This window comes from Acidovorax radicis N35 (assembly GCF_000204195.1).
In the GTDB taxonomy this organism is placed as follows: Bacteria; Pseudomonadota; Gammaproteobacteria; order Burkholderiales; family Burkholderiaceae_C; genus Acidovorax; species Acidovorax radicis.
In genome coordinates this window covers 109,218-126,030 of the sequence record NZ_AFBG01000015.1, presented here as the reverse complement: position 1 = coordinate 126,030, position 16,813 = coordinate 109,218, and the positions used below count along the sequence as shown (strand labels likewise).

Sequence of the window (16,813 nt, the reverse complement as noted above, 5' to 3'; positions counted from 1 at the left end):
ATGAACGCACTCCTCTCCGTCTCCGACAAGACCGGCATCGTCGAATTCGCGCAAGCCCTGCATGCACTGGGCATCAAGCTGCTGTCCACCGGCGGCACCGCCAAGCTGCTCGCCGACAAGGGCCTGCCCGTGACCGAAGTGGCCGAGGTCACGCAGTTTCCTGAAATGCTGGACGGCCGCGTGAAGACGCTGCACCCCAAGGTGCACGGCGGCCTGCTGGCGCGCCGCGAGCTGCCCGAACACATGGCGGCTTTGAAGGAACACGGCATCGACACCATCGACCTGCTGGTGGTCAACCTCTACCCCTTTGAAGCCACCGTGGCCAAGGCCGGTTGCACGCTGGCCGACGCCATCGAGAACATCGACATCGGCGGCCCCGCCATGGTGCGCAGCGCCGCCAAGAACTGGAACGACGTGGGCGTGATCACCTCGGCCGACCAGTACGACGCCGTGTTGGCCGAGCTGAAAGCGGGCGGCAAGCTCTCCAACAAGCTGCGCTTCGCGCTGTCGGTGGCCGCGTTCAACCGCATCGCCCAGTACGACGGCGCCATCAGCGACTACCTCTCGTCCGTCACGTTTGAAGAAGAAAAGCTGTCGGAAACCTATGTGCCCACACGCGCCCAGTTCTCCGGCCAGAGCAACGGCATCTTCACCAAGGTGCAGGACCTGCGCTACGGTGAAAACAGCCACCAGCAGGCCGCGCTGTACCGCGACCTGCATCCCGCGCCCGGCGCGCTCGTCACGGGCGTGCAGCTGCAGGGCAAGGAGCTGAGCTACAACAACATCGCCGATGCCGACGCTGCCTGGGAATGTGTGAAGAGCTTTGAGGCCCCGGCCTGCGTGATCGTCAAGCACGCCAACCCCTGCGGCGTGGCCGTGGGCCTGGATGCGCTGGACAGCTACAGCAAGGCCTTCCAGACCGATCCGACCAGCGCCTTCGGCGGCATCATCGCCTTCAACCGCACGGTGGACGGCAACGCCGCGCAGCAGATCTCCAAGCAGTTTGTCGAAGTGCTGATGGCCCCCGACTTCACGGCCGAAGCGCTGGAAGTGTTCAAGGCCAAGGCCAATGTGCGCCTGCTCAAGATCGCACTGCCCGCACACGGTGGCAAGACCGACTGGGCGCGCGGCCGCAATGCCATGGACGCCAAGCGCATCGGCTCGGGCCTGCTACTGCAGACGGCCGACAACCACGAGCTCTCGCTCATCGACCTCAAGGTTGTGACCCAGAAGCAGCCCACGCTGGAACAGATGGAAGATCTGCTGTTCGCCTGGAAGGTGGCCAAGTACGTCAAGAGCAACGCCATCGTGTTCTGCAAGGGCGGCATGACCATGGGTGTGGGCGCCGGCCAGATGAGCCGCCTGGACTCGGCCCGCATCGCCAGCATCAAGGCCGGGCACGCCAACCTGTCGCTGCAGGGCACCGTGGTGGCCAGCGACGCCTTCTTCCCCTTCCGCGACGGCCTCGATGTGGTGGTCGATGCAGGCGCCACCTGCGTGATCCAGCCCGGTGGTTCCATGCGCGACAACGAAGTCATCGACGCTGCCAACGAGCGCGGTGTGGCGATGGTGTTCAGCGGCGTTCGCCATTTCCGCCACTGACCCTCAGCGAGCAGCCCAACTGTGAGACTTACGCAGGAGAAGCGATGACGCTGGAAGACGACTCGCCTGAACTACCAATTCCACAGGAAGCTCTGAACGACCCAGGCGCCTTTGAAATCATGCGACTGTGGGCTGGTGGTGGCCAATTGCACGTGATGATCAACAGTGGCTTGCAAGGTGGGGCGGAAGATTTCGGGGAGCTGTTGGCCGATCTGTACGAGCACGCCGCACGTCTATATGCCCAACGCGATGAGCAAACCGTCGCTGAATGCCGTGTCCTCATCCTTGAGGACTTTCTTCGCAGAACGAGAGAGCCGAATGTCAGTGTCGAAGGCGAGATACCAAAAGACCATTGACCCATGCTCAAAATTTAAGTGTTTTGACCTGACAGCGCTTGCCAAGCAAGCGCTGGCTGCGATCAATATCGTTACGCTGCCGTTTCGAACCGTGTCTGCACCGCAAAGTCCAGCGGCAGGCCAACATAGTTCTCGGCCAGCGACGTGGAGGCCGCGCGGGAGTTGACCAGGTAATCCAGCTCCGCCTCCTGCATCTTCTGCCCGAACTCGCCCGTGTCCGGAAAGCGGTGCATCAGCGAGGTGAACCACCACGAGAAGCGCTCGGCGCGCCAGACGCGGCGCAGGCAGCGGTCGGAATACGTGTCGATGCCCGCGCTGGATTGGTCGCGGTAGTAATCCGACAACGCATTCCACAGGTACCCCACGTCACTCGCCGCCAGGTTCAGACCTTTGGCGCCGGTGGGTGGCACGATGTGGGCGGCGTCGCCCGCCAAAAACAGGCGGCCAAAGCGCATGGGCTCGGCCACGAAGCTGCGCAGCGGGGCGATGCTCATCTCCAGCGCCGGGCCGGTGACCAGGTGCGCGCGCGCCTCGGGGTCCAGGCGGTTGCCCAGCTCGGCCCAGAACTGCTCGATGCTCCACTGCTCCACCTTGTCGGTCGAAGGCACCTGCAGGTAGTAGCGGCTGCGCGTGTTGCTGCGCATGCTGCACAGCGCAAAGCCGCGCTCGGTGTTGGCGTAGATCAGCTCGTGCGACACGGGCTTCACGTCGGCCAGCACGCCCAGCCAGCCGAAGGGGTAGACGCGCTCGTAGGTGCGCAGCGCGCCCTCGGGCACGCTGGCACGGCACACGCCGTGGTAGCCGTCGCAGCCTGCGATGAAGTCGCACAGCACCTCGTGGGTCTGGCCGTCCTTCTCATACGTCACGCGCGGCTGCTGGCCGTCGAAGTCGTGCACGCTCACGTTCTGGGCGTCGTACACGGTGGCGAGGCCTTCGGCGGCGCGGGCGTCCATCAGGTCGCGCGTCACTTCGGTTTGGCCGTACACCGTCACGCGGCTGCCGCCGGTCAGCGCGTGCAGGTCGATGCGGTGCCGTGCACCCTTGAACAGCAGCTCGATGCCGTCGTGCGGCAGGCCTTCGGCATGGGCACGGGCGCCGACGCCGGCCTGGTCCAGCAGGTCCATGCTGACCTGCTCCAGCACCCCAGCGCGGATGCGGCCCAGCACGTAGTCGGGGCTGCGCTGTTCGATGATGACGGCGTCGATGCCGGACTTGTAGAGCAACTGGCCGAGCAGCAGACCGGCGGGGCCTGCGCCGATGATGGCAACCTGGGTACGCATGGTGGACAACCTCACAAAGGCGTTGGAGAGCGGTAGATGAACAGGGTCAAGCGTAGGTTGATCCAGGTCAATCCGGGGTCCGGCCACGGCGCTATCGGGCGATAGATAGATGCAATGTGCGATCATCGCGCAATCTTCCGTGCCAAGGGACCTCGGTACGCCAACCGCTGGTTCGCCCGTTGAGTCGCATCGCGTCTCAGGCCACCCATCGGCCGACTGACCCACCCACTCTGGAACCCGAATGACCACCGTTCCCATCGCCAAAGCAGACTTCATCGAAGGCATGGCCAAGGGCATGGCGGTGCTGGAGAGCTTCGACACCGAGCGCCAGCGCCTGAATGCCACGCTGGCAGCCCAGCGCACCGGCCTCACGCGCGCGGCGGCGCGGCGGCACCTGCTGACCCTGGCGCACCTGGGGTATCTGGAGACGGACGGCAGCTACTTCTGGCTGGCGCCCAAGGTGCTGCAGTTTTCGGGCAGCTACCTGGCCTCGGCGCGGCTGCCGCGTGTGCTGCAGCCCACGCTCAACCGGCTGGCGGCGCAGACGCAGCAGTCGTTTTCGGCGGTGGTGCTGGATGGCAGCGAGGTCGTGATCGTGGCGCGCAGCGGGGTGTATGGTGCGCCGTCGCGTGTGCTGGCCTATGGACTGCACCTGGGGGCGCGGCTGCCAGCACACCCCACGTCCACGGGGCGGGTTCTGCTGGCGGCGTTGCCGCCGGCGGGGCTGACGGCGTGGTTCAAGGCCTGTTCGTTGCACCGCCTCACACCCCACACCATCACCCAGGTCGGCCCGCTGCGGCAAGTGATTGCCAAGGTGCGGCGTGACGACTACTGTCTGGCGGTGGAAGAGCACGAGCTGGGCGTGCACGCGCTGGCCGTGCCCCTGCGCAACCTGCAGGGCGACACGGTGGCGGCGCTCAATGTGGTGGCGTCGCCCAAGCAGATCGATGAGGGCAGCCTGCAGCGCGACATGCTGCCACTGCTGCAGGAGGCCGCCCGCGAGTTGCGGGGGCTGTTGTGAAAGCTAAAGCGGGTAGGTAAGCAGGAATATCAGTAAAAATGGCCTCTGGCGCTTGATGGTAAAGCGCCAGTAGCTATTATTTTGATAGTTCTTTGAACACTTCGTGGGCGGCTGCCACGGTGGCGGCAATGTCGTCGGCCGTATGGGCCGAGCTCACGAAACCCGCCTCGTACAGCGCCGGCGCAATGTAGATACCGCGGTCCAGCAGGCCGTGGAAAAACTGGTTGAAACGCGCGCTGTCGGTCTTGAGCACCTGGGCGTAGTTCTGGGGCAGCTCGGGCATCAGGAAGAAGCCGAACATGCCGCCTTCGCTGTCGGTGCTGAAGGGCACGCCCTCGGCCGCCGCCGCAGCGGCCAGCCCATCGACCAGCGAGCGTGTGGTGGCCGAGAGGGCGTCGAAGAAGCCAGGTTTTTTGATCTCGCGCAGCGTGGCCAGCCCGCAGGCCGTGGCCACCGGGTTGCCCGACAGCGTGCCCGCCTGGTACACGGCACCCAGCGGGGCCAGGTGTTCCATGATGGCGCGCGGGCCCCCAAAGGCGGCCAGCGGCATACCGCCACCGATCACCTTGCCGAGCACCGTGATGTCGGGCTTGAAGCCGGGGATGCTCTTGGCGTACACGCTCTGCGCGCTGCCCAGGGCCACGCGAAAGCCGGTCATCACCTCGTCGAGCACCAGCAGCGCGCCGTGTTCGGTGCACAGCTCGCGGCAGCGCTTCATGAACGGCACGCTGGCGCGCACCAGGTTCATGTTGCCCGCGATGGGCTCGATCATCACGCAGGCCAGTTCCTTGCCATGCAGGGCGAAGGCTTCTTCGAGCTGGGCGACGTTGTTGTATTCCAGCACCAGAGTGTGCTGCACCACTTCGGGCGGTACGCCCGCGCTGGTGGCATTGCCAAACGTGGCCAGGCCCGAGCCGGCCTTGACCAGCAGCGAATCGGCATGGCCGTGGTAGCAGCCCTCAAACTTGATGAATTTGCTGCGGCCCGTGGCACCGCGCGCCAGGCGGATAGCGCTCATGCCGGCTTCGGTGCCCGAGCTGACCAGGCGGATCATCTCCATCGAGGGGGCGAGGCTCAGGATTTCCTCGGCCAGCTCCACCTCGCGCTCGGTCGGCGCACCAAAGCTGAAGCCTTCAAGCGCGGCGCTCTGCACAGCTTCGAGCACGGCGGGGTGGCCGTGGCCCAGGATCATCGGGCCCCAGGAGCCGATGTAGTCGATGAAACGCTGGTCGTTGGCGTCCCAGAAGTAGGCGCCCTTGGCACGTTTCACGAAACGGGGCGTGCCGCCGACGGCCTTGAAGGCCCGCACGGGCGAGTTCACGCCGCCGGGGATCAGCGCCTTGGCGCGTTCGAACAGGGGGATGTTGAGATCAGTGCTTGGTGTCATGGGGGGGCATCACAAAGCCTTCGAGGGCTTGCGCTTCGTCAATCAGGGGTTCTTCTTCGTCGCCGTCGGCCTCGTCATCGTCGGGCTGGGCCCAGAACATGCGATCGGGCACGATGTGCCCCATTCCGGGGCGAAAGCCGGCGTCCAGGCAGCGGTCGAGGTAGCCCAGGGCTTCACTGGTGGCTTCGCCCAGGTCGTTGCCGCTGGCCACCAGGGCCGTGAGGGCGGCGGACAAGGTGTCGCCCGCGCCGGAGAAGGTGGCGTCGAACAGTTCGAACTTGCCACTGCCCAGCACGGTCTGGGGGGATGCGAGCACGTTCTCGACAAACTGCTCGGGCAGCGGAATGCCGGTGACCAGGGTGTAAGGCACGCCCATCTCGGAGGCGGCCCGGGCAATGTCGCGGGCAGTGGGACTGCGGTCGCTGGTCCAGTCGGGCAGCAGCCAGCGCCACAAGGTGCTGTGGTTTCCAACCAACACCGAAGTCTGCGGTAACAACAATTCGCGGAAGGCATCCAGGTACTCGTCGATCAGCTCGTCGCGCCACCAGGACAGGTTGGGCATGTAGGCGATCACGGGGACTTCGTCGTAGTCGGTCGTGATCTCGGCAATGGTGCTGATGTTCTCCGGGCTGCCCACGAAACCGACCTTGATGGCCTGTACCGGCAGGTCCTCCAGCACGGCCCGGGCCTGCTCGGCCACAGCCTCGTCGTCAAAGCTGAAGTGGTCAAAAATCTCTGCGGTGTCGCGGGCATAGGCGCCTGTGACCACGGCAATCGGATGCCCGCCCACGGAGGCAATGGTGGTGATGTCGGCTGTCAGCCCACCGGCACCGCTGGGGTCGCTGGCATTGAAGACGAGCACACACGCAGGGCTTGCGTCCTCGGAACCGTCATCTTCAATGTCTATGCTTTCGGGGGGGGAGGGGATGCTTTGGTGGTCATGGACCAGATCCTGCTTGAGGGGTGGCACCGAAGCCGCAGCCCACGGAGATGACTAGATACAATCGTTGCATTCTATGTGAAGGCCCTTTAAGCTGTGATCGACTCTAAAACTTGGATGTGTTTGATTTGCGGTTGGATTTATGACGAAGCAGAGGGTTCACCTGAGCACGGCATTGCACCCAATACACCCTGGGATCAGGTTCCGATGAACTGGACCTGCCCCGAGTGTGGGGCCCGCAAGGAAGACTTCGAGATGGTTCAGATTTGAGGCGCACCAGCATCATGTGCTGCTGCGTTGTTTTTTTCTCCATCAGGAGCAGTAACAATTGACTACAACAGGCGCATCTTTCAAAGTGCTCGTGGTGGATGACAGCAACACCATCCGTCGAAGCGCCGAGATTTTTCTCAAGCAGGGGGGGCACGAAGTCTTGTTGGCCGACGACGGCTTTGATGCTTTGGCCAAAGTCAATGATTACCAGCCTCAGCTGATTTTCTGCGACATCCTCATGCCCAAGCTCGACGGGTACCAGACCTGCGCCATCATCAAGCGCAATGCCCGTTTTGCAGATACTCCGGTGGTGATGCTGTCCTCCAAGGATGGCGTATTCGACAAAGCGCGCGGGCGCATGGTCGGCTGCCAGGAATATCTCACCAAACCGTTTACCAAAGACCAGCTGTTGCAGGCAGTGCAGCAGTTTGGCAATTCCCAACAAGGAGCGATGTAATGCCCATCCAGAAAGTATTGGTCGTCGACGACTCGAAGACCGAGTTGATGTTTTTGACGGACCTGCTTCAGAAAAAAGGCATGCAGGTCCGCACCGCAGAAAATGCCGACGAGGCTTTCCGCCGTCTGGCGGAAGAAAAGCCCGACCTGATCCTCATGGACGTCGTGATGCCCGGGCAGAACGGCTTCCAGCTTACACGCGCCATCACCCGCGACCCGCTGTATGCCGATGTGCCCATCATCATGTGCACGAGCAAGAACCAGGAAACGGATCGCGTCTGGGGGATGCGGCAGGGTGCACGGGGCTACATCACCAAGCCCGTGGATCCCGCTGAACTGCAGGCCAAAATCGACGCTCTGAACTAAGGCAGCGGCGCGTTCATGGCCAACCGCGAAGCCCTGCGAGAGCTCCAGACCCGACTTGCCAGCCGCCTTCAGGCTGCAAGAACTGAAGGGGCCTCTGTTTCATCCTGGCTGGCTGTCGAGTCCGCTGGGAGTTTTTACTTGCTGCCACTGGGACAGTCGGGGGAAATCTTTCCCTGGGTCTCGATTCAGGCGGTGCCCTATACCCAGAACTGGTTTCTGGGGGTTGCCAACCTGCGCGGTGGCTTGGTTGGTGTGGTGGATTTGGCCGGCCTTTTGGGTTCTGCAGCGCCCCGCACAGAGCAAGCACTGTCGGAAACCAGCCTGCTGGCCTTCAACGCTGCCCTGGAGGTGAACGCCGCGCTGTTGGTGGATCGCCTTGCGGGACTGCGTGGAACCGATGCATTTGTGTCGTCCGAGCCCCCCGCCGAAGATTCGCCCGCGTTCTTTGGCACCACCTATATCGATTCCAGCGGCACACGCTGGCAGGAGCTGAACTTGCAGATCCTGTCCCAACATCCCGCTTTCCTGAGCATCAGTGCTTGAGTTTTTCTGTAAGGCTGCACCATGTCCGTCGTCAATCAATTTGGAAAACTGTTCAACCGGAAACCTGCCACGCCGGATACCGGCGCGACTGCCGGCACCGCCGATGACGGGCAGGATCTCCTTGCTGCGGGCTCGCTGGACGGCGGGCAGCTGCGCGACACCTACCAGGCTGAAGCGATGAACAGCGTTCAAGGCGATCCAGATGGTTATGTGCCGGAATTGACGGCCCCCGATGCGGAGGAGGATCTCATTGCCCTGCCGCTGCTTGGTCGTTCCACGGCTGCGGCCCACCAGCGGCGACTGCTCGGGCTTTTGGCTATTGGTGTGATCGTCCTGGCGTTGATCGCCGCCTGGGTGTTGCGCCAAGCCGACCGCTCTGCGCAGCAACTTGCAGCTACCGGTCAATCCCTGATGCAGTCGCAGCGGCTGGCCAAGTCGGTATCGCAGGCACTGGTGGGCAGCCCGCAGGCCTTCCCGGACGTGGTGGAAAGCTCCGGCGTGTTGGCGCGCAATGTGCGCGCCCTCAATGCGGGCGATGGAGAGCTGGGCGTCGAATCCCTGGGTGAGCCCTATAAGCCTGACCTGGACGCTGTGAATCCGCTCATGGAGCGTGCCGAACGCAATGCCAGTGTCGTGATGGGCCAGCAGAAGATCCTGACGCAGGTGGGCGATGCTCTGCGCACCATCAATCGCCAGTCCTCGGATCTGCTTGAAATCGCAGAAACCGTGTCGTCCCTGAAGCTGCAGCAGAACGCTCCTGCTGCTGAGATTTCCGCCGCTGGTCAGCTCGTGATGTTGACCCAGCGTATCGGCAAATCCGCCAATGAATTCCAGACCATGGAAGGCGTGAGCCCTGAGGCCGTGTTCCTGCTGGGCAAGGACTTGAACTCGTTCAAGGAAATCGCCCAGGGCCTGCTGGATGGAAGCCCTGAACTGCGCTTGGCTGCGACGAAGGATGCCCAGACCCGCGAACAGCTGGAAGCCTTGGTGAAGCTCTATGAGCAGACCCGCACCCAAGCCAGTGCCATTCTGGGCAATCTGCAAGGCTTGGTGTCTGCCCGGGAAGCACAATCCGCCATCATTGCCGACAGTGAGCCGCTGCGTCGCCAGCTCGAAGGCCTGCAAACCAAGCTGTCGGCCCAGACGGGTGTGGGTGGTGGTCAGCTGGCAGCTCTCGCGCTCGCCGGTTTGTTTGTGATCTTTTGCGGTGTGGGAATTTCCCGCGTCCAACTGCTGGACAGCCGGGGACGCCAGGCTGCAGCTGAAATGCAGCAAAAAGACGCCAAGCGCCAGGAGCAGGAAGCCAAGCGTGTCAATGACGCCAACCAGGCCGCCATTTTGCGTTTGATGAACGAACTGCAATCGGTCGCTGAAGGTGACTTGACCCAGGAAGCCACCGTGACGGAAGACATCACGGGCGCCATCGCCGACTCGGTGAACTACACGGTGGAAGAGTTGCGCCAACTGGTGGGCAGCGTGCAGAACACGGCCACCCGCGTGGCCCAGACGACCGCCCAGGTGGACAACACATCCACGGAACTGCTGGCCGCTTCGACCGAGCAACTGCGCGAAATTCGCGAAACCGGCCGCTCCGTTCTGGACATGGCGACCCGAATCAATGAAGTGTCTACACAGGCCCAAGAGTCGGCCACAGTGGCCCGCCAGTCGCTGCAAGCTGCTGACTCGGGTCTCCAGGCCGTGCAGAACGCCATCGGCGGTATGAACTCCATCCGCGACCAGATCCAGGACACCTCCAAGCGGATCAAGCGCCTGGGCGAATCGTCGCAGGAGATCGGTGAAATCACCGAGCTGATTTCCGACATTACCGAACAGACGAACGTGCTGGCCCTGAATGCCGCCATTCAGGCTGCGTCCGCCGGTGAGGCCGGCCGAGGCTTCTCAGTGGTGGCCGAAGAAGTGCAGCGACTGGCTGAACGTTCTGCAGATGCAACGCGCCAGATCTCTGCGCTGGTGAAGGCGATTCAGACCGACACCCAGGATGCCGTGGCCGCTATGGAACGCTCCACGCAGGGTGTGGTGGAAGGGGCTCGTCTGTCTGACAGCGCAGGTACTGCACTGACCGAGATTGACCGTGTGTCACGTCGCCTTGCCGAGCTGATTGAGCAGATTTCGTCGTCAACATCGCGGGAAGCTGTTCTGGCCAACGAAGTGGCCGACAACATCCAGCACATTTTTGCGGTGACCGAGCAGACGGGTGAGGGCACCCGCACCACAGCGCAGCAGGTGCGCGAGCTCTCGCACATGGCTGAGGAACTGCGCCAATCGGTGGCACGGTTCAAGATCGCCTGACGCTTAGTCATCAACCAGCTGGCTCATAGCAGCCGGGGACGAATCCATGTCATCTATTGATGTCAACAATGCACCGGCCGCGGATGGGACCCAGGGGGATCAGGACCTGGGTCCTTTGGCTTGGGTGCTTGACGAACTGCGCAAATCCCTTGATGGAGCTGTCAAGGCGATGCGGCGCTTTGTGCGCGATGCAGAAGCTGCCCGCGAATCAGATCTTGCGGCATTGGACGCAGGCCCACTGCGCATCGCCCGCCAGCAGCTGCACCAAGCGTGCGGCGCGCTGGAAATGGTGGGCATGGGCCCTCCGGCGCTGGTCCTGCGGGCCATGGAGTCGGCGGTCCAGAAGTTCGTGCAACGTCCGGAAACCTGCAGCGACGATGCTGCAGCGGTGATCGAGCGTGCGAGCTTTGCGCTGATTGAGTACCTGGAAACCGTTCTGGCTGGCAAAGCGGCTTCGCCTGTTGCGCTGTTCCCTCAGTACCGCGATGCCCAGGCATTGGCGGGCGCGGACCGTGTCCATCCTGCCGATCTGTGGCCGGTGGAGCGCCGGTTTCGCGAGCCCGAGGGTGCTGTTTCTGTCACGCCGCTGCCCTATGGGCCCGAAGCGCGTGCCCGGCTGGATGCTGCGGTTCTGAGAATCGTGAAATCCGGGGATCTTCGTGCCTCATTGAGTCTGCGGGATACCTGCCTGGGATTCGTGGCGGCACAGCATGATCGCCAGTCCCGCGCATTCTGGAAAATATGTGCAGGCTTTTTTGAAGCCTTCGGTTCAGGCCTTTTGCCTGCTGACGTCTATGTCAAACGCGTGGCATCCCGCGTTCTGATGCAGTACGCCACGCTCGCCAAGGGTGATACAACGATTGCGGACCGCCTGGTTCAGGATTTGCTGTTTTTCTGCTCACAGGCCAAGCCAGCCGATTCGGCGGGTATCGCAGCGCCGTCTCTGCAGGCGGTGCGTCAGGCTTTTGCGCTGGACCGGTTCAAGCCCGTGGACTACGAGGCTGCGCGTTTTGGCCGGTTTGACCCTGCCATGCTGGCCCAGGCACGCAAGCGGATTGCCGCTGCCACGGAAACCTGGTCCGCGCTGGCGGGGGGGGATCGTAACAAGCTCAAGCCCGCGGCAGATCAATTCAGCCTAGTCTGCGACTCGCTGCGCAAGTTGCATCCTGGCAGTGAAAGCCTCGCCCAGGCGCTGACCCGCGTGCTGGAGTCCACCACGCGTTCCGGTGAGCCTCCTTCGGCCGCGTTGGCCATGGAGGTGGCAACCTCAGTCCTGTATCTGCAAGCAGCTTTTGAAGAGTTGGATGCGGACGACGATCAGATGGAAATCCGCGCCGCCCGGCTGGCAGAGCGCCTGGATGCGGTGGGCGCTGGCGCGGAGCCAGAGCCCCTTGAACAATGGATGGAAGAGCTGTACCGCAGGGTCAGCGACAACCAGACCATGGGCAGTGTGGTCGACGAACTGCGCTCTACGCTCGGCGAAGCAGAGAAGGCGCTTGACCAATTCTTCCGCAGTCCTCAGGACACCGCTGTCCTGGCAACTGTTCCGGGACACCTCGCTCAAATGCGCGGTGTGTTGTCGGTGCTGGGCCTTGATCAGGCTTCGCTCGCAGTGGTCCGCATGCGCGACATGGTGGAGCGCTTGCTCATCAACGAAGTCCCAGAGGCAGATCGTCAAGGAGTGTTCGAGAAGCTGGGCAACAGCCTGGGCGCCTTGGGGTTCCTGATCGACATGCTGAGCTACCAGCGCACGATGGCGCGCAAGCTGTTCGTGTATGACGAAGAACTGGGCGAATTGCGCATCCTCATGGGCAAAACCCGGCCGCGCGCTTCAGACGCCGTGGAAGAGGCCCCTGCCAAGCTGGAGGAGCGGTCGGCTATTCCCATGCCCGATGTGGTGCCGCGTTTTCCTGTGCAGGAACCCCTCAGCGAGCCCACCGATTTTGGTTCGTTGCCTTCCTTGCCGGACATTCCCGGCGTTGCAGCCAACGCGCCCCTTGCTTCGGTCGATCCTGATTCACTCGCCCCCGATATTTCGTTCGATCTGCCCGCCGTGGCAGAAAGTGGCGAGACACCGCTGCCGCAGGCTGCGGCAACGCCTGCGTCTGCCCCTGTATCGGTGCCTGAAATCGAAGATGAATTGCTCGAGGTTTTCCTGGAAGAAGCCCGTGAGGTGGTGGTCAATGGCTTGGCCGCGATCGACGTTCTCAGGGATGAGCCGGGCAATCTCAGCGAACAGACCACGCTGCGCCGTGCCTTCCATACCCTCAAGGGCAGCTCGCGGATGGTGGGGCTGAACGATTTTGGCGAGGCCGCGTGGTCGATGGAGCAATTGCTCAACGCCTGGTTGGCCGAGCAAAAACCGATGCAACCAAGTTTGTTGGATCTGTCTTCCGATGCGTTGCGTGCCTTTAGCCGTTGGGCTGACGACATCGCAGCGGGCCGTGCCTCTGGCTGGCAGCAGGACGCATTCCGCCAGTCGGCGGATGCCATGCGCCTGGACGGAACCCTGTTGCCGCTTGTGGTGCCCTCCGCCGGGGCAGAGAGCCCTGTTCTGGCCGTCATTGCGCCTGAGCCCGAGGTCGCAGCGCTGGAGGATCTGCCCCTTGAGCCGCCTGAAGAGGCGATTGCAGAGGTGCCCCTGGCTGTGGAAGAAGAGCTGGTGGTACCAGACTTTGAAGCTACCGAGATTTTCGACCATGCGCCAGAACCGCCGGCAGACTTGGCTACTTCGGCCCCCGAAGTAGCCGAGGAGATCGATTTCTCCGTGTTTGCTGCCGCGCTCAACGAAGCGCCTGCCGTCCCTGGGGTTCTCGATCCCTCCAGCATCGATTTCGTACTGGATCTCGAACTGCCGGACTTGGAGCCAGCCACAGCGGGTCCTGAGGTGGGCGCTCCGCCGCAGGTCACCGTGTTGCCTGATGAGCCGGTGGCGGATGGTGCTTTTGCGCTGCCTGTCGAATTGATGGACGCAGCCGAGCCGCTGGAGGTGCAGAACCTGGCAGAGCCGGAGCCGATGCTGCCAAGCACTGATGAGCTGGAATCTGTGGCCCAGGAGGAAGTGCCTGCAGAAGTCGCAGAAGATGTGGCTGCGGGAGCGGCTCCTGAAGAACCACAGGTAGCCGATGCGCTGGCGCAGGAACTGGAGGACAGTGCAGGTGATGAAGCGGTCAAGGTCATTGACACGCTGCGCATTGGCATCCCGCTCTACAACGTTTATTTGAACGAAGCCGATGAGTGGTCGCGCCGACTGGTGACCTGCTTGCAGGAATGGTCGCTGGAACTGCATGAACCTCTGCCGGACATGGCGGTGGCGCTCGCGCACTCGCTGGCGGGCAGTTCGGCCACGGTGGGGTTCAATGCCCTGTCGGAGATGGCCAGGGTGCTTGAACATGCGCTGCAGCACGTGCAGTTGCAGTCTGGCGGCACACAGGAGCAGGCCGAGGCCTTCATGGCGGCAGCCGAGGATATCCGGCGTTTGCTGCACCAGTTCGCAGCGGGTTTCCTCAAGGAACCCAGCCAGGAGGTGCTGGAGCAACTGCGTCAGATCTTGCAAACCGAGGTGGACAACACCTTGTCTCCACCCGAAGAAGAGGCTGCAGGCGAGTACCTGTTGGAGCAAGAGCCAATCACTCCAGTGGAGGCAGAAGCAGCGCAGCCGTTGCCCCCAGTAGAACCTGAACCCGACGTGGCAGCCATGTCGGAGCCCACGCCGGTCGTGGTGCCCAGGGGGCATGTGGCTCCCGCTTTGTCTGCCGTGGTCCACGACCACGACCACGACCAATACGTTGATGACGCGATTGCCCACGCTGTGGCACTCGGTTCGGATGTGGATGACGACATTGACGCGATCGACGTTATTGATCCGGATCTGTTCCCGATCTTCGAGGAAGAGGCTGCAGAGCTGTTGCCTCAGCTCGGTGGCGCGTTGCGTCAATGGGCCTCGCGCCCCGACAACCTGGGTGCCCGCAGTGAAGTGCTGCGTGCGCTCCACACCCTCAAAGGCAGTTCGCGCTTGGCCGGTGCCATGCGCCTGGGTGAAATGGCCCACCGGCTGGAGTCCGCTATCGAGCAGCTAGACGCTGAAACGGTGACAGCGGACCAGATCGAGCCTTTGCAAGGGAGTTTTGACGGTCTTCAGGCGAACTTCGACGCACTGCGCGCCATTGGCCAGGGGCCCGCTGATACGGTGGTCTCTTTGCCGGTGGAAACACCGCGCACCCGTCCCGAAGCCTCCGAGGCACAGGTGGCTCCAGCATCTGCCGCTGTCCACGCATCGGTGACGCCTGCCGCCCCAGCGGTACGCATGCCTGGTCCGTCGCAGCTTGCGCCTTTGCGCGTGGCCGCCAATCAGTCGGTGCGCGTGCGCGCCCAGTTGCTGGACCGCCTGGTCAATCAGGCGGGTGAAGTGATGATCAGCCGTTCGCGGCTGGACGTGCGATTGGGGCAGTTCCGCAGTTCGCTGACCGATTTGTCGGGGAACTTGGACCGCCTGCGCCAGCAGTTGCGGGACATCGAATTGCAAGCTGAATCGCAGATGCAGTCGCGCCTGGCCCTGTCGAAGGATTCCGCTGCCGGCTTCGATCCGCTGGAGTTTGACCGCTTCACCCGCGTCCAGGAACTCACGCGCATGATGGCCGAGTCGGTGAACGACGTGGCCACCGTGCAGCGCAACCTGCAGCGCGCCATGGAAGGTGCGGAAGATGACCTGATTGCCCAGGGCCGCCAGGCGCGGGAACTGCAGCGCGACTTGTTGCGCACCCGCATGGTGGAGTTCGAAGGCATCGCAGAGCGCCTGTATGCCGTGGTGCGGCAGGCCTCCAAGGAAACCGGCAAGCAGATCAAGCTTGATATTACCGGCGGCTCCATCGAAATGGACCGTGGCGTGCTGGATCGTATGACCCCCGCGTTCGAGCATTTGTTGCGTAACTGCGTGGCACACGGTATCGAAGATCCCCAGGTGCGCACGGCAGCGGGCAAGCCTGCTTCGGGCACGATCACCGTGGAGTTGCACCATGAAGGCAACGACGTGTCGGTGGAGTTCCGGGACGACGGGGCCGGGCTGAATCTGCCCCGCATCCGTGAAAAGGCGCTGGCGCAAGGCATCGTGGCGCCTGATACCGAGCTGAGCGATACCGAGGCTGCCAACCTCATTTTCATGCCCGGGTTCTCCACGGCCTCCGAGGTGACCGGCTTGGCAGGGCGGGGCATTGGCATGGACGTGGTGCGTGCCGAAATCAACGCTTTGGGCGGTCGGATCGAAACATCGACAGAAGCTGGCAGGGGAGCCGCCTTCCGCATGGTGCTGCCCTTGACCACGGCGGTGACGCAGGTGGTGATGCTGCGTGCCGGTGATCTGGCGATCGGTGTGCCCGCCAACGTGGTCGAGATCGTGCGGCGCACCTCGGCGGCAGACCTTGAAGTTGCATACCGCACCGGCCATTTCGACGATGGCACGGAGCAGCTGCAGTTCTTCTGGTCCGGGGCGCTGCTGCAGGCTTCTGCGCGCAGCAACGAGCCGGCTGGCAAGACGCGACCTGTGGTGATTTTCCGCAGCGCATCGCAGCGCATCGCCATGCATGTGGACGAAGTTCTGGGCAACCAGGAAGTCGTGGTGAAGAACCTCGGCCCTCAGTTGTCCCGTTTGCCCGGCTTGGCCGGCATGTCGGTGTTGGCGTCGGGTGCCGTGGTTCTGATCTACAACCCTGTGGCGTTGGCCACGGTGTACGGAGATCAGGTGCGTGCCGCCAGCGCAGGTCTGCCTTCAGTCCTGGAGGCTGATGGCTCATCAGGTGCTGGCAAGTCGGTCGTTTCTCCCCAGCTTGCTGGCCCCAGCCAGGTGCCATTGGTTTTGGTGGTGGACGATTCAATCACGGTGCGCCGGGTCACGCAGCGGTTGCTGCAGCGCGAAGGCTACCGTGTTGCGCTCGCTGCCGATGGCTTGCAAGCGCTGGAGCGCCTACAGGAAGAGCGTCCGACCGTCGTGTTGTCTGACATCGAAATGCCCCGCATGGATGGTTTCGACCTGGCGCGGAATATTCGTGCAGACGGTGCCTTGCGCGACCTGCCCATCATCATGATCACCTCGCGCATTGCTGAAAAGCACCGCGAGCATGCCATGGAGCTGGGCGTCAACCATTACCTGGGCAAACCGTACTCCGACGAAGAACTGCTGAGCCTCATTCAGCACTACGCCCGCATCGCGGCGACCGCAGAGGCCTAGCCAGCATGCAGATGCACCACAGGCCTGCCTTGAACCGGCGGGCTTGTGGCCAGCAAATG

General features: G+C 63.0%; 12 protein-coding genes. 9 read left to right on the top strand and 3 right to left on the bottom strand.

Going from position 1 to position 16,813, the window contains the following annotated elements; genetic code table 11:
- Both purH and ARADN35_RS27185 read left to right on the top strand, forming a co-directional pair.
- Positions 1–1,602, top strand: coding sequence for a bifunctional phosphoribosylaminoimidazolecarboxamide formyltransferase/IMP cyclohydrolase (purH, locus tag ARADN35_RS0104675; RefSeq protein ID WP_010459544.1), 1,602 nt, complete (start codon positions 1–3; stop codon positions 1,600–1,602).
- A 44-nt stretch (positions 1,603–1,646) separates the two neighbouring features.
- Complete coding sequence (locus ARADN35_RS27185; RefSeq protein WP_010459542.1) at positions 1,647–1,958, top strand: DUF5076 domain-containing protein; 312 nt, start codon at positions 1,647–1,649, stop codon at positions 1,956–1,958.
- A gap of 71 nt (positions 1,959–2,029) precedes the next feature.
- On the opposite strand, the gene pobA is transcribed toward ARADN35_RS27185, so the two are convergent.
- Complete coding sequence (gene pobA, locus ARADN35_RS0104660; RefSeq protein WP_010459540.1) at positions 2,030–3,238, bottom strand: 4-hydroxybenzoate 3-monooxygenase; 1,209 nt, start codon at positions 3,236–3,238, stop codon at positions 2,030–2,032.
- Positions 3,239–3,479: 241 nt separating this feature from the next.
- On the opposite strand from pobA, the gene ARADN35_RS0104655 reads away from it, so the two are divergent.
- On the top strand, positions 3,480–4,259 hold the full coding sequence (locus ARADN35_RS0104655; protein ID WP_010459538.1) for an IclR family transcriptional regulator domain-containing protein: 780 nt from the start codon (positions 3,480–3,482) through the stop codon (positions 4,257–4,259).
- A gap of 76 nt (positions 4,260–4,335) precedes the next feature.
- Here ARADN35_RS0104655 and hemL read toward each other — a convergent pair whose 3' ends face one another.
- Positions 4,336–5,646, bottom strand: a complete 1,311-nt coding sequence (hemL, locus tag ARADN35_RS0104650) for a glutamate-1-semialdehyde 2,1-aminomutase (protein ID WP_010459536.1) — start codon at positions 5,644–5,646, stop codon at positions 4,336–4,338.
- Entirely contained in the window at positions 5,630–6,574 is a 945-nt protein-coding gene (gene thiD / locus ARADN35_RS0104645; protein WP_029413291.1) for a bifunctional hydroxymethylpyrimidine kinase/phosphomethylpyrimidine kinase, read from the bottom strand. Before thiD ends, hemL begins: the two co-directional genes overlap by 17 nt.
- Positions 6,575–6,682: 108 nt before the next feature.
- Here thiD and ARADN35_RS27180 point away from each other — a divergent pair, with 108 nt between their 5' ends.
- The 6 genes from ARADN35_RS27180 to ARADN35_RS0104620 are packed head-to-tail and all read left to right on the top strand — an operon-like array spanning position 6,683 to position 16,754.
- Positions 6,683–6,856, top strand: a complete 174-nt coding sequence (locus tag ARADN35_RS27180) for a rubredoxin (protein WP_008903269.1) — start codon at positions 6,683–6,685, stop codon at positions 6,854–6,856.
- A gap of 58 nt (positions 6,857–6,914) precedes the next feature.
- Positions 6,915–7,313, top strand: coding sequence for a response regulator (locus tag ARADN35_RS0104640; protein WP_005796099.1), 399 nt, complete (start codon positions 6,915–6,917; stop codon positions 7,311–7,313).
- Complete coding sequence (locus ARADN35_RS0104635) at positions 7,313–7,678, top strand: response regulator (RefSeq protein WP_010459520.1); 366 nt, start codon at positions 7,313–7,315, stop codon at positions 7,676–7,678. Before ARADN35_RS0104640 ends, ARADN35_RS0104635 begins: the two co-directional genes overlap by 1 nt.
- A 15-nt stretch (positions 7,679–7,693) precedes the next feature.
- Positions 7,694–8,221, top strand: a complete 528-nt coding sequence (locus ARADN35_RS0104630; RefSeq protein ID WP_029413284.1) for a chemotaxis protein CheW — start codon at positions 7,694–7,696, stop codon at positions 8,219–8,221.
- Positions 8,222–8,242: 21 nt separating this feature from the next.
- Positions 8,243–10,531, top strand: a complete 2,289-nt coding sequence (locus ARADN35_RS0104625; protein ID WP_010459516.1) for a methyl-accepting chemotaxis protein — start codon at positions 8,243–8,245, stop codon at positions 10,529–10,531.
- A 46-nt stretch (positions 10,532–10,577) separates the two neighbouring features.
- Entirely contained in the window at positions 10,578–16,754 is a 6,177-nt protein-coding gene (locus tag ARADN35_RS0104620) for a hybrid sensor histidine kinase/response regulator (protein ID WP_029413282.1), read from the top strand.
- The last annotated feature ends 59 nt before the right edge of the window (positions 16,755–16,813 follow it).